The 13,543-nt window shown below is 44.6% G+C and carries 11 protein-coding genes and 1 riboswitch; of the genes, 7 read left to right on the forward strand and 4 right to left on the reverse strand.

Annotated elements, in window-relative coordinates; translation table 11 throughout:
* The first annotated feature begins 80 nt into the window (after positions 1-80).
* The gene (locus CXF58_RS12915; protein ID WP_102077746.1) at positions 81-929 is read left to right on the forward strand and encodes a hypothetical protein; all 849 of its coding nucleotides are present in this window, start codon (positions 81-83) and stop codon (positions 927-929) included.
* Positions 930-1,089: 160 nt separating this feature from the next.
* Positions 1,090-1,980, forward strand: coding sequence for a fructose bisphosphate aldolase (locus CXF58_RS12920; RefSeq protein ID WP_102077747.1), 891 nt, complete (start codon positions 1,090-1,092; stop codon positions 1,978-1,980).
* 86 nt (positions 1,981-2,066) lie between these two features.
* Here the strand turns inward: CXF58_RS12920 and thiC are convergent, their stop codons facing one another.
* The 3 genes from thiC to argH all read right to left on the reverse strand — a co-directional run bounded on the left by thiC (position 2,067) and on the right by argH (position 6,607).
* On the reverse strand, positions 2,067-4,046 hold the full coding sequence (gene thiC / locus CXF58_RS12925; RefSeq protein WP_226928737.1) for a phosphomethylpyrimidine synthase ThiC: 1,980 nt from the start codon (positions 4,044-4,046) through the stop codon (positions 2,067-2,069).
* Between the two features lie 262 nt (positions 4,047-4,308).
* A riboswitch (TPP riboswitch) is annotated at positions 4,309-4,431 on the reverse strand.
* A gap of 168 nt (positions 4,432-4,599) precedes the next feature.
* Complete coding sequence (locus CXF58_RS12930) at positions 4,600-4,890, reverse strand: oxidative damage protection protein (RefSeq protein ID WP_068407860.1); 291 nt, start codon at positions 4,888-4,890, stop codon at positions 4,600-4,602.
* A 343-nt stretch (positions 4,891-5,233) separates the two neighbouring features.
* Positions 5,234-6,607, reverse strand: coding sequence for an argininosuccinate lyase (gene argH, locus CXF58_RS12935; RefSeq protein ID WP_102077748.1), 1,374 nt, complete (start codon positions 6,605-6,607; stop codon positions 5,234-5,236).
* 218 nt (positions 6,608-6,825) lie between these two features.
* Here argH and CXF58_RS12940 point away from each other — a divergent pair, with 218 nt between their 5' ends.
* On the forward strand, positions 6,826-7,872 hold the full coding sequence (locus CXF58_RS12940) for a sensor histidine kinase (protein WP_227678744.1): 1,047 nt from the start codon (positions 6,826-6,828) through the stop codon (positions 7,870-7,872).
* A 262-nt stretch (positions 7,873-8,134) separates the two neighbouring features.
* Here the strand turns inward: CXF58_RS12940 and CXF58_RS12945 are convergent, their stop codons facing one another.
* Positions 8,135-9,130, reverse strand: a complete 996-nt coding sequence (locus CXF58_RS12945) for an IS4 family transposase (RefSeq protein ID WP_145989810.1) — start codon at positions 9,128-9,130, stop codon at positions 8,135-8,137.
* A 212-nt stretch (positions 9,131-9,342) separates the two neighbouring features.
* On the opposite strand from CXF58_RS12945, the gene CXF58_RS12950 reads away from it, so the two are divergent.
* From CXF58_RS12950 to CXF58_RS12965, 4 genes are all read left to right on the forward strand, one after another.
* Positions 9,343-10,080: a LytR/AlgR family response regulator transcription factor gene (locus CXF58_RS12950; protein ID WP_068407854.1), complete on the forward strand. Its 738-nt coding sequence runs from the start codon at positions 9,343-9,345 to the stop codon at positions 10,078-10,080.
* A 285-nt stretch (positions 10,081-10,365) separates the two neighbouring features.
* On the forward strand, positions 10,366-11,397 hold the full coding sequence (gene hemC / locus CXF58_RS12955) for a hydroxymethylbilane synthase (RefSeq protein ID WP_102077751.1): 1,032 nt from the start codon (positions 10,366-10,368) through the stop codon (positions 11,395-11,397).
* 121 nt (positions 11,398-11,518) lie between these two features.
* The gene (locus tag CXF58_RS12960) at positions 11,519-12,487 is read left to right on the forward strand and encodes a uroporphyrinogen-III synthase (RefSeq protein WP_102077752.1); all 969 of its coding nucleotides are present in this window, start codon (positions 11,519-11,521) and stop codon (positions 12,485-12,487) included.
* A gap of 71 nt (positions 12,488-12,558) precedes the next feature.
* On the forward strand, positions 12,559-13,500 hold the full coding sequence (locus tag CXF58_RS12965; protein WP_102077753.1) for a hypothetical protein: 942 nt from the start codon (positions 12,559-12,561) through the stop codon (positions 13,498-13,500).
* Positions 13,501-13,543: the final 43 nt, after the last annotated feature.

Below are 13,543 nucleotides of genomic sequence, written 5' to 3' on the forward strand. Positions count from 1 at the left end.
AAATCGGCTAATGAATGAGTATTCTTTTACTCCTACGAATAATAAACGCGCAAAGTTGCGACTTAACAAGGATAAAGTTGATGATGTATTTAACGATAGCGGTGCTCTGTAGCGTCGCTGTTTCCGTACTTTTAAAAATATTACGCCAAAAAAATATCGATATTCGCCAAACCATCGTGGCGGGATATCCCGTGGCATTTTTATTAACTTGGCTGTTATTAAAACCAGATGTTAGTAGTATCGGCGCACTTGGAAATGCTTGGGGTATCATTATTGCGCTTGGTATCTTGTTGCCAGCAGTGTTTGTTATTCTTGGGCGGGCGATTGAATCGGTCGGGGTGGTAGCAACCGATGCCGCCCAGCGTTTATCACTGATCATTCCTATCGTTGCTGCTTTTTTATTATTTGGCGAAGTATTAACGGGTACGCGCATATTTGGTCTGTTGTTAGGATTTTTAGCACTCGCTGCTTTGGTTTATCGTCCGCAGCACGGGCTTATAAATAGCCAAGCAAAGCAGACGCCACTTTGGTTATTTGGCGTTTGGCTCGGTTACGGCGTGATTGATATTTTGTTCAAACAAGTTGCCAAGCAAGGCGCGGCGTTTCCTTTAACTTTATTTGTGACCTTTGGGCTGGCAGGTTTGCTGCTACTCGTTTACCTGCTTAGCACGCGCGTGCGTTGGCAGGGCAATGCCCTTAGCGCAGGATTATTACTTGGCGCGCTCAATATGGGCAATATCTATGCTTATGTACGCGCCCATCAAGTATTGTCTGAGTCGCCAAGTATCGTCTTTACAGGCATGAACGTCGGCGTGATTGCGGTGGCAACCTTGATAGGGGTTGGGGTATTTAAAGAGCGCCTCAATCGTATCAATATCGTCGGTTTATTATTGGCGATTGGCTGTGTAGCGGTATTGTTTTTGCTTTAATAATGCCACTATGAAATAGGTAAAATTTTAACTTATCAACAATAGGCAGGTGGCATGTCCTATGATAAGGTAACTGACAGTCAGGCTCATACTATTGAGGGCTGATTGACTTATTATAATAACGTTTGACCCTTATTAATTAGGATAGGATACCCATTCAATGGAATACGAAAAACAACTACAGCATATAAAAAATGGCTCAGGATTTATCGCCGCGCTTGACCAAAGTGGTGGCAGCACGCCAAAAGCATTAGAGAACTATGGCGTCAGCGGCGATGCTTATGACAATGATGAAGCGATGTTTGATTTGGTGCATGAAATGCGCACCCGTATTATGACTTGTGATGCCTTTGATAATGAGCGTGTACTCGGGGCGATTTTATTTGAAGATACCATGGAGCGCGAGGTTAATGGCAAACCGACCGCCAATTACCTATGGGAAGATAAAAATATCGTACCTTTTTTAAAGGTAGATAAGGGTTTGGCTGAACACATGAACGGCGTACAGGTGATGCGTCCGATGCCAAATCTAGACTTGTTGCTGGATAAAGCAAAAAATTATCCGGTATTTGGCACCAAGATGCGCTCAGTCATTTATGAACCAAGTGTCGATGGTATCGAGCTTGTCGTCCAGCAGCAGTTTGATGTCGCAAAGCAAATTCTTTCTAAAGGTTTTATGCCGATCGTTGAGCCAGAAGTGGATATCAACAGTAGCAAAAAGCATGACTGCGAAATCATCCTTAAAACTAGTATTTTGCACAATCTTGAGTTTTTAGACGATGATCATCAAGTGATGCTAAAACTGACTTTGCCTGAAGAAGACGGATTTTATCAAGAGCTGATTGATCACCCAAAAGTGCTCAAAGTGGTTGCGCTATCAGGCGGTTACAGTCGTCATGACGCCTGTGAAAAGCTTAAACAAAACCCCGGTATGATTGCGAGCTTCTCGCGCGCTTTTACCGAAGGCTTAAATAAGCAACAAAGCGACGCAGAGTTTGCTGATACGATTAATACTTCTATTAAAGAGATTTACGAAGCGTCAAAGGTTTAATCTACTATAAAGATAAAACTGTTTGCAATAAAAAGCGCTACTTATGAGTAGCGCTTTTTTATGAATTAAGGATTAACGTTAATCGCTTAAACCTCTTTATACAACTGGCGACCCTCGGCATGATATTTTTGCGTCATCTCGTCCATGCCTTTTTTAATATCAGCGCGGCTCATCGCACTAGTAGCCTGAACGCCGTTTTCTTTTGCATCTAAACCTTTAGCATACTCGCGCACGTTTTGAGTGATTTTCATCGAGCAAAACTTCGGTCCGCACATTGAGCAAAAGTGCGCAGACTTGTGCGCATCTTTTGGCAGTGTTTCGTCATGATATTCACGCGCCGTATCAGGGTCAAGCGCCAGATTAAACTGATCATCCCAGCGGAACTCAAAACGCGCTTTGGACAAGGCATTATCACGTGCTTGTGCGCCCGGATGGCCTTTAGCAAGGTCGGCAGCATGAGCGGCGATTTTATAAGTGATGATACCGTCCTTGACGTCCTTTTTATTGGGCAAACCGAGATGCTCTTTTGGTGTTACGTAACAGAGCATCGCCGTGCCAAACCAGCCAATCATCGCTGCGCCAATGGCACTGGTGATATGGTCATAACCAGGCGCAATATCAGTGGTTAATGGCCCTAAAGTATAAAAAGGTGCGTCGCTACATAGCTCAAGCTGCAAGTCCATATTTTCTTTAATACGGTTCATCGCCACGTGTCCAGGGCCTTCAATCATCACCTGTACATCATGCTTCCATGCGACTTGCGTCAACTCACCTAGGGTACGTAGCTCACCAAATTGCGCTTCATCATTGGCATCTTGCAAACAGCCCGGACGTAAGCCATCGCCTAAGCTAAATGCCACATCATACTGCTTCATAATCTCGCAGATATCTTCAAAATGCGTGTATAAAAAGCTCTCTTTATGATGGGCCAAACACCACTGCGCCATGATAGAGCCGCCACGCGAGACGATGCCCGTCAAGCGATTGGCGGTTAGCGGTACATAACGTAGCAGTACGCCAGCGTGAATGGTAAAGTAATCAACGCCTTGCTCGGCTTGCTCAATCAAGGTATCGCGGAATATCTCCCACGTTAAGTCTTCGGCAACGCCATCGACTTTCTCTAAGGCTTGATAAATCGGCACCGTACCAATTGGCACTGGTGAGTTACGAATCAACCATTCACGGGTTTCATGGATATGATTGCCGGTCGATAAATCCATAATGGTATCGGCGCCCCAGCGCGTTGCCCAGGTCATTTTTGATACTTCTTCATCGATAGATGAGCCGAGCGCTGAATTGCCGATATTGGCGTTAATTTTCACTAAAAAATTACGCCCGATAATCATCGGCTCAGATTCAGGGTGATTGATATTATTGGGGATAATGGCGCGGCCTGCGGCAACTTCGCTGCGGACAAACTCAGGGGTGATGATTTTTGGCGTATTGGCACCAAAGCTTTCGCCATCGTGTTGGCGCATATCGGTCAGTTCGTGCTGCTTTTGCGTCTCACGAATGGCGATATATTCCATTTCAGGCGTGATAATACCGCGACGCGCGTAATGCATTTGCGTGACGTTCTTTCCTACTAAGGCGCGACGTGGTCTATCAATATGCGCAAATCTTAAGTTAGCAGTACTGATATCACGGGCGCGCGCTTGTCCGTATGAGCTAGATAAACCTTTTAACTGTTCAGTATCGCCGCGCTCAGCAATCCAGCCTTCACGCAGCTTTGGTAAGCCTTTGGTCAAATCGATCTCGACATTGGGATCGGTGTAAACGCCTGAGGTGTCGTAGACATAAAATGGTGGGTTTTGCTCCCAATCGTACTCGCTTACCCCTTGGATAGGGGTAGGGTCAAGGGTAATCTCGCGCATCGGTACTTGGATATCGGGCCGTGAGCCCCCGATATAGACTTTTTTAGAAGCTGGTAAGATGCGGTGTAAGTCGCGAGCGTCTTCTTCAAAACGCGCATCATTTGCGGTACGATGGGCAGGCGTTTTTAGAGCGTCGGCTTTTTTGTCAGAAGTTTTGGCAATAGGAGTTGAAGTATTTTGTGTGAGGTTCATATGCTGTCCTAGCGTGTTGGTTTTTGAATAAAAGCAACACCGCCAGTAGCTGCGGGGCAAGACGATGCAAGATAGACAAATTCAATCATTAAACGTCTGCACTATTATTAAATTCAACTTTCATTGAAAATGAATCTAATGCCGTTGTTAAATGATTGGTAGGCGCCGCTTTTTATTGCTTTCCTCATGGCCGCGTAAAAACGCTAGCACATGAAGTATGAGCAATAATAAAAAGGCATTTCTGCGCGCCCTTTGTATATAAAACATAGTCTTAAGACTTCCCTGCGTCGGTACTAACCGCATCAGGTTCGGCGGGTGATCTCTCAGCGAATGTATGAAATAGCTTAAACTAAGCTTGTCATACACCGCACCCCGAGTCTGTCAGTGTTGTAAATCAGTCTCATACTAACAAACTATAGGGATGATGCCTAGTCATTTGCCGTTTGTTAGTAGAGAGGCAATCTTGCTGTTATTAATGTAATCACTGTCTTTTAATCAATGACAGCTTTTCAATTAATGACATTCTTTTTAATTAATAAAATCACCGTGCGTATTATTTTTCTGGTGTCCAACCTTGCGCGCGCTCGTAGTCTTCATTGTCCAAAAACTTCTCGCGTTGCTCAGTTAAGAACTTTTTGGCTTCAGGGTCCATCATGCTGAGATGGTTTTCGTTAATCAGCATGGTTTGCTGCTCAAGCCATTCTTTCCAAGCTTTGTCAGAAACGGTTTCTTGTAGCTCTTGACCTTTTTTATTAGGAAATGGCGGATGCGGCATTTTTGGCAATTCCTGCTTATATTTGCGGCAAAATACGGTATTGGCTTGTGGATTAAAAGTCTCAGTCATCAGGCAATCCTCATTAATTAGTGGTATTAAATTATCGTGTCGAATATTGGTAATCTATCATAACGCGCTTGCACGATTTAGCAAAGCGTATCAGGTGTAGAGAAGGTAACATCAAATCTATAGTCGGCGTACTTTTAAACCGCTACGGTGTTGCTCGCCCTAGATGTACTCAGTGTACTATCTGCGGTAGATCGCCTTGTAGCGATTTTAAAATTCCTTGACTATATCCAGTGCTGGCAAAATCAGGCATGACAAAAAAACACCCGCACAATGGCGGGTGTTAGAGAAAAGCGCTAGTTTTAAAGCACAGTTTTATTGCTAGCTTCAGCTTTAAAAAAGGCTTTTAAGCAAACGATTTTAGGCGCGCACGTCCATTAACCACCGCCTGTTTGACTTGATTTGGCGCGGTGCCACCTAAGTGGTCACGAGCAGCCAATGAGCCTTCTAACGTTAAGAAGTCAAAGACATCATCACCAATGGCGTCGCTAAATTGCTGAAGCTGTGCCAGTGATAAGTCATTTAAATCAACGCCCTCACGAATGCCCAAAGCAACGGCATTGCCGACCACTTCATGGGCATCACGGAATGCCACCCCTTGGCGTACCAAATAATCGGCTAGGTCAGTCGCCGTTGCATAGCCTTTCATGGTAGCAGCGCGCATGTTTTCCTTATTCGGAGTAATATTCGGTAGCATATCAGCAAAAGCGAGTAGCGAACCCGTCAAAGTATCGACGCAATCAAATAGCGGCTCTTTGTCTTCTTGGTTGTCTTTATTATAGGCAAGTGGCTGGCTTTTCATCAGGCTTAATAATGTCATCAATTGGCCAAAAACCCGCGCCGCTTTACCGCGTACCAACTCTGGTACGTCAGGGTTTTTCTTTTGCGGCATAATAGATGAGCCAGTACAGAAGCGATCTGGTATTTGCACAAAGTTAAATTGCGCTGACATCCATAGGATAATCTCTTCGCTCATACGCGACATATGCATCATCAAAATAGAAGCTGCCGAGGTAAACTCAATGGCAAAATCACGGTCTGAGACGGCATCGAGCGAGTTTTGGCAAATACCTTCAAAACCTAGCAATTTGGCCGTGATGGTACGATCGATTGGAAAGGTCGTGCCAGCAAGGGCAGCGCTACCAAGCGGCATCTGATTGATACGGCGACGGGCATCGACCAGACGCTCGGTATCGCGGTAGAGCATCTCAAACCATGCCATCACGTGATGACCAAAGCTCACTGGCTGCGCGGTTTGCAAATGGGTAAAGCCCGGCATAATGGTGTCGGTATGCTGTTCGGCTAAATCTAGTAAACCGCTTTGCAAACGTACCAGTAGCGCGATGATATTGTCGGTTTCTTCACGCAACCATAGACGAATATCGGTCGCAACCTGATCGTTACGGCTACGGCCAGTATGTAGTTTTTTGCCAACCGCACCGACGATATCCGTCAAGCGCGATTCGACGTTCATGTGCACGTCTTCGAGCGCAATCGACCAGTTAAACTCCCCAGCTTCAATCTCGCGCAGCACCTGCTGTAAGCCATCGATAATGGTCGCAACCTCATCAGCACTTAAAATGCCGCATTCTTTCAGCATGGTTGCATGGGCGATTGAGCCTTGGATATCGTGACGCGCAAAGCGTTGGTCAAAGCCGACGGATGCAGTAAAGGCGGCAACGAAGCTATCAGTCGCTTCACTAAAGCGCCCGCCCCACATCTGCTGACCTTGACCACCTGTAGCGCTTTGCAGCGCAGGAGTGTTGGTTATAGAAGCATCTATGCTAGAATCAGGAGTAGATGAATTTTTATTTGAATTAGGATTAATACTATTTGAAGAGTTGGCGTTCATATCAGTTCAAGACAAGTCAAGAGAATAAGAACTCAAGTATAGCAAATGATGAGGTTGCCTTACTAGCGGAGCGCTTAGAGTTTTTTATGCCCAAGCTCATGGAGATGATGAAGCCTTGGCAATGGCTGCTGGCAATCTTTTTTTGGTCGCTGTTTGTGGCGATTGTCGATCGGCATAGCGTGGTCAATGAAACGCAGTTTATCATCAAGTTTATGGCAAGATTTATCCAAACCAGCTTGGCCTTGATTCCTTCTTTTTATCTCATCGATTATCTACGTCCAGTTTTTAAAGGCTTACGCGTAACGACCGTCAGTATGTATGTTTTACTCATTTTGACCACTGCCACGGCGGTGACCGTCGCGTTGGCCTTGCTAATTATGATAAACGCTGGCTGGTTTAACTATAACTTGGCGGACTTTATCTCAATCATTGTATTTAATACGGTGATTGCCGCCGGATTTACCATTGCCGCCTTGCTGTTTTTTTTACGCCGTTATCGTGAGCTAAATGCACTAAAGCACTCATTTGAGCAAAAATTGAGAGCCCAAAATGATGTGTTAAAAGCTCGCCTAGCGCCGCATTTCTTTTTTAATACTATCAATACTTTGATGTCGCTGATTGAGTCTGAGCCGCAGCGCGCCGCTGTTTTATTGCAGCACGTCTCAGCGCTCTTTCGTGCCAGTTTTAATGGCGCGCGTGAGATCAGCTTTGAAGAAGAGATTGCCCTGTGTGAGCATTATTTGGCCATTGAATCCATCCGCTTAGCAGATAAATTGGTAGTAAACTGGCAATTGCCAAAAGAAGACGTCATGTATGACATGGTGATTACCGCTTTAACCTTACAAAGCGTGATTGAAAAAATGCTAGTGAACGTCATTAGGATGACCACCGAAACCATTTATATTGATATAAAAGTCACTTGGTTGCAGCATCGGGTCGACATTACCATTAGCGTGCAGCTGCCGAAAAAAACCTTGTTGATTAACCATGACTTACGCCAACATATGGATTTTATGATTCAGGCGCAACGTCTGCGCGCCTATTTTGGTCAAAGTGCCGACATCCAAAGCAGCATCATGAATAAACAAATTCTTACTAATATTAGCTATCCGCTGCAAGATGTCAGTTTATAATTCTTGTTCTTTAAAACAGTTGCTCTAGTTGCTATGCATGAGCCAATTATCGCCAAGCATTTATCGTGGCATATTTATTGCACCGTCAAAGCTGTTATGCACGGCTAAAGCATTTAAACGGCAAAGTTAGATTCGTGGCTTGCACAAGTGCGGCAGTTGGTTTATAACTTAAGTAGGGAGTTGCATTCTTACTAAGGGATGAGTGTTAAAGATTGATAGGTTATTAATACTTTAAAAGATTTCTCTGCACACGACAAAAAAATCATCCCCACCCGATTTTCATAGGTTTAGGGGTTAAAAAGCTAACTAACTGTCGAAATACAGTCTTATCATTGTTAAAGAACACCAAGTGAAGGCCCTCAATCAACACATCCAGGCCAAGCGCAAACAAACTGGCTTGAGGTCGAGCGTTTGACTTTAACTTGCGCTTTAACGGCTTATCTTTGTCTTTATAAATACCGACATGATAAGCCCAACAAAATGCTAAGGCGTTCACTGCGACTAATTTACTGACCCGATCAAGATGGGTTAAGTGGGTATCTTCAAGATTAAAGCCACGGCCCTTTAGACAAGCAAATAAAGTCTCAATCTCCCAACGCTTAGCATAGCTTGTCATCGCATCCACTGTTTCTAGTTGATTGGTGGCCACAATCACTAAACCATAGTCTTTATCACGCTTGGCAAATACTCGAACCAAACAACCATCGACAGTCAGTATTCGTCCATGTCGATATGTTTCTTGATGGCTAACATGGCGTAATAACTCTTTAATCTGTACCAACTTGCCATGATGATTCTTAACTTTACTGTTCTTCTTAATCCGTATGGCAAAGGGTATGTGATTATTGGTGAGCCAGTTAAACCATTTTTCGCCAACAAACTCTCTGTCTGCTACTATCATCTCAAGGTTATCTTTGCCAAATTGTTTGATAAACCGCTCAATAAGTTCACAGCGTTCAAGATGGTTTGTATTACCTCGCTTATCTAGCATTTGCCAGTATAAGGGGATGGCTATCCCTTTATATACCACCCCTAGCATAAAGATGTTGAGGTTACTTTTACCCCATTTCCAGTTGGAGCGGTCAATGGTTAAGGTGACTTTGCCTAGCCCAAATAGTCGATATATCATTAAAGCCAGTTGATCGTAGTCTATCCTCGCTTCGGCAAAAAATCGCTGTAGTCTGCGATAGTGACTGTCAGTCTTGCCACCCTTAGGAAGGTGTCTTGCTATTTTTTTTAAGATTACTGCTTTGAGCAGTAATCAGGGCTATTGTCATTAGGCTCAAACAATTGATTCTTGCCTTGTTCATGCTCAGGTTTTGGGTTAAAGTTTCACTAAGTCTGTTAAAGTTTGGCATGGTCTGATTCGTCTTAAAAATTACTATTATGCCTTTGCTTTAACAGACTTTTTTGTTTTTTTGTCGTGTGCAGAGAAAAGATTTATAAGTAGGCACTTATAAAGGAGTTTGGATGCGGATTGTTGTTTGTGATGATGAGCCCTTAGCTCGCGAGCGTTTGGTTAGAATAGTCAAAGAGTCAGGTCATGAAGTGGTTGCCCAAGCTAAAACCGGCATTGAGGCCATTATCGCCGTAAAATCTGAGCAACCAGACATTATATTGCTCGACATTCGCATGCCAGAGATGGATGGCGTCGAGTGCGCGCAAGAGCTTGCAACGTTAAACCATCCACCCGCCATTATCTTTGTCACGGCGTATGACCATTATGCCATCGCGGCGCTCAAAGCCAACGCCATCGGTTATCTGTTAAAACCTGCCAACAAAGATGAATTACTCGAGGCGCTAAAAAAAGCCACCAATCTCAATGCGGCGCAATTAAACGAGATTCGCAAACTTGAGAATCCAACCGCGCGCCCAGTGCGCGAACATATCGTGGCGCGTACCCACCGCGGTGTAGAGCTGATTGAGCTCAAAGACATCTATTATTTTACCGCCGATCAAAAGTACGTCAAAGTACGCCACAAAGACGGCATTGTACTTATTGATGATACGTTAAAAGAGCTTGAGCAAGAGTTTGAAGGCAAGTTATTTCGCGTCCATCGCAACGCCATTATCAATATTAAATATCTAGACTTTTTAGAAACACTCGATGCCGGACAGTTTCAGCTGCACTTTAAAGGTATTGATGAGACCCTAGCAGTCAGCCGCCGTCATCTACCAGCATTACGTGAAAAAATTCAGAATATGTAGCGGCAAACTGTCTACAGGTAAACCATCCTAGAAAGCACTAAGCAGCAAGCGCAGTAATCTGTTGAAATAATCCTGCCATATCATCAAACCCTTATTTATGCTTAAATAGGGGTATTTTTTTGTAGCATTCAGTTTAAAGACATTTAACGTTTATATTGAATGCTACATTCGCATTATTGTAAAGATACTGAATCCTTCGTTGTTGAGCGACCGTTGTTGAGCAATTGTCGTTAAGTAACTGTTATTCACCAACGCGATTTTATATCGAATCTATTGAGGCCTTTTATGAGCACCATGCAGCAACCTGCTTTGACTACCTTAAATATTGCTACCCGCCAAAGTCCATTGGCATTATGGCAAGCGGAGCATATTCGTGACCGCTTACTGGCGCTGTATCCTGAGCTAACCATTAACCTGCTAAAAATTGTCACCAAAGGCGATAAGATTTTGGATACGCCGCTGGCTAAAATTGGTGGTAAGGGTTTGTTTGTTAAAGAGCTCGAGCAGGCGTTATATGATAAACAGGCAGATATCGCGGTACATTCTTTAAAGGACGTGCCGATGGAATTACCAGAAGGCTTGACGCTTGGTGTTTATTGTAAACGCGCTTCGCCAACCGATGCCTTTGTATCGAACACTTATCATAATATCGATGAATTGCCACAGGGCGCAGTGGTTGGTACCGCAAGCTTGCGTCGTCAATGTCAAATCAAAGCCTATCGCCCCGATTTGCAAATCAAGACCCTGCGCGGCAACGTTGGTACGCGTTTAGGTAAGCTTGATGCCGGCGAGTATGACGCTATTATTTTGGCAACCAGTGGTTTACAGCGTATCGAGCATGACGAGCGCATTCGTAGTGAGCTGGATATTGATATTTGCTTGCCAGCCGTTGGTCAAGGGGCACTTGCGATTGAATGCCGCGAAGGTGACGACGAAGTTCTAAAGTTATTGGCACCGTTAAACGATGACAAAGCTCGTATCCGTCTTATCGCTGAGCGTGCGCTAAACCGTCATTTACAGGGCGGTTGCCAAGTACCGATTGCCGCTTATGCGGTATTACAAATGGCTGATGCAGACGACGATAGCAAAAACAATGGCCAAAACGGTAATAACGACAATGGTAATATATTATGGCTACGCGGCCGCGTCGGTCAAGAAGATGGTAGCGAGCTACTCAAAGCTGATAAACGCTTGACCTTAACTGGCAGTCAAGTCGAACAAGAAGCGCAAGCCAATCAATTAGGTATTGACGTGGCTGAGATGCTACTAGAAATTGGTGCGGGTGATATTTTATCAGCGATTTATCAATCTAAATAAAGCTTAAAATAAATCACCTTTAAGTGGCATAACAATAAAATGTCGCTAGCCATTTACGCATAAAGTCGCTGCAATGACTGTATGCGTAAGCTCACTTTTTAACTTCTGTTACGGTATGTTTATGTCTTGGTCATCCTCTGAGTCTACTGCTTCAAACCAAACCATTAATAAGCAAGCATCTCTGCCGCCAGTGGTCATCAATACGCGCCCCATTGAACGTGCGGCGCCGCTGACCAATCATTTGCAAGCGGCAGGATTTTCAGTAGTTGATATACCGATATTGACCTTAGAGATGCGTCCAACTACCGAGCAAGACATGGCTTTGATGCGCCAATGGTTTGCCGGTGATTATCAGGCGCTGGTTATTGTAAGTCCGACAGCGGCAGCTTCTGGCTTAGCCGTTTGGCAGGCGCTTGAGCATGAGCGCCAAGCTCAGCTGGTTGAGGGAGCTAATAGCACGCAACAGGACGCTAGTTTTAAAGGTTTAAAAGCGCCAAGCCATCTGATAGCGGTAGGAGAGGCGACTGCAGCGGTATTAAATGACGCCAAACTCGATGCGGCGAATTATCAAGTATTGCAACCTCTGATTGCTAATAATGAAGGTATGTTAGCAATGCCAGAAATTGACAGCCTGCAGGCTGGTGATAGGCTGTTGGTATGGCGCGGGCTTGGCGGGCGGCGTTTATTGGTCAATACTTTACAGGCGCGCGGTGTCCATATCGATAGTATTGCTTGGTATGAGCGCAAAATGCCCAATGATGCTATGGCGCAGTATAAAGAGTGGCAGTCCCAGTATCTTAGCCAACAGTCTGAGCAGCCAAAACCTATCGTGATTGTCAGTAGTGGCACAGCGTTTGAGCATTGGCAAGCGATTGTTACAGAGGTGTCAGCGCAGGATTTAGAAAAAAGAACAACTGCAGAAAAGCCAAACCGTGCGCCATTGCTGCTCAACGATTTTGCTTATGTCGTACTAGGCGAGCGCTTAGCCAATATGGTCGCTGGTCAGGATTTAAGTTATTGGCGCGTGGAAGATTTGGCGCCCGAAACCATTTTTGCGGCAATCCATACACCGCTAGTCGGTTGCAGTTAAAAAACACTTCCTTTTCTCAAGCCATTTATTTTATATTTACTGAAAAAATTATTCACCAACGGTGCTGCCTTATGTCCATGAATTCTGACTCGTTAGTTAAGGAGCCTTCTGCTATTCAGCAGCGCCGGCAAGCAAATATGCTTTTGCTACGTTTGCAATGGCTGGTTATATTATTGCTTATTGCTGCTCTGCTGTGGTTGTTTATTAGTCAGCAGCGCTTTGAGCACAGTATAAATGAGCGCTTGCAAAGTAATGAGCAAGTCGTCAGCCGCCTAAATGAGATGGACGATCGCATCTTTGCGATGAGTCAGCAGACGCTGCCAGAGCCGCGCGTCGCTGCTAGTAGCCAAGCGCAAAACCAGCTTGATTTATTGCGCATTCAGATACAGGCGGCTGATAGATTGTTGGCGGATAATAACGAGAGTGCGGCGATTGATTTGTTGCGCGGTCTGCATTGGCAACTGTCTCAAAGCAGTAATGAGATTGCCCCTGCGCTTACCGTGGTAATCAAGCAAAGTTTAATGAAAGACATTGAACGCTTGCAAGCAAGAAGCTCGCAGCCGAGTCCTTGGCAGTTACAAAACTTAGCCATTCAAAATATCCAAGCGTTTTTACATAGTTATCAGCGTCCTGCTCGTGCAGCTGGCGCGTCTAATACTAGCGCTAACGATGTCGGCATAACCCGTAAAGAGCTTATCATTCATGAAGTGATTATGACTTTAAACCTTGCCAGTCAAGCAAGCAATATGCGTGAAAAAGATCAGCTGATTGGCTATCTGCGGCAAGCACGTAAACAGCTACAAACCTTAGTAGATACGTCTGCGTCAAAATCCGCTACCGATAATAAAAACGCTCAAACAACGAGCAACGCAACTTCTAAAGATAAAGATCAAACCAAATCTGCCCCTCATAATACCGCAGAAGTTGTCGACTGGTTAGATCGCCTGATTGCCACGGCGCCACAGCCAACGCCATTATTGACCACGCAAATTTTAGATAAGCCTAAGCGTTAATTGTCGTTTTTGAAATTCTATAAAAAAATAAGAGAAATGCAGT

This window comes from Psychrobacter sp. Sarcosine-02u-2, assembly GCF_002836335.1.
GTDB classification, from domain to species: domain Bacteria; phylum Pseudomonadota; class Gammaproteobacteria; order Pseudomonadales; family Moraxellaceae; genus Psychrobacter; species Psychrobacter faecalis.

Excerpts from the sequence above, each read along its gene's own strand:
- CXF58_RS12960 (WP_102077752.1), top strand. The coding sequence starts at position 11,519 with ATGTCTTGGTCATCCTCTGAGTCTACTGCTTCAAACCAAACCATTAAT.
- CXF58_RS12950 (WP_068407854.1), top strand. The coding sequence starts at position 9,343 with ATGCGGATTGTTGTTTGTGATGATGAGCCCTTAGCTCGCGAGCGTTTG.
- CXF58_RS12915 (WP_102077746.1), top strand. The coding sequence starts at position 81 with ATGATGTATTTAACGATAGCGGTGCTCTGTAGCGTCGCTGTTTCCGTA.
- CXF58_RS12965 (WP_102077753.1), top strand. The coding sequence starts at position 12,559 with ATGTCCATGAATTCTGACTCGTTAGTTAAGGAGCCTTCTGCTATTCAG.
- hemC (WP_102077751.1), top strand. The coding sequence starts at position 10,366 with ATGAGCACCATGCAGCAACCTGCTTTGACTACCTTAAATATTGCTACC.
- thiC (WP_226928737.1), bottom strand. The coding sequence starts at position 4,046 with ATGAACCTCACACAAAATACTTCAACTCCTATTGCCAAAACTTCTGAC.
- CXF58_RS12920 (WP_102077747.1), top strand. The coding sequence starts at position 1,090 with ATGGAATACGAAAAACAACTACAGCATATAAAAAATGGCTCAGGATTT.
- CXF58_RS12930 (WP_068407860.1), bottom strand. The coding sequence starts at position 4,890 with ATGACTGAGACTTTTAATCCACAAGCCAATACCGTATTTTGCCGCAAA.
- argH (WP_102077748.1), bottom strand. The coding sequence starts at position 6,607 with ATGTGGGGCGGGCGCTTTAGTGAAGCGACTGATAGCTTCGTTGCCGCC.
- CXF58_RS12940 (WP_227678744.1), top strand. The coding sequence starts at position 6,826 with ATGCCCAAGCTCATGGAGATGATGAAGCCTTGGCAATGGCTGCTGGCA.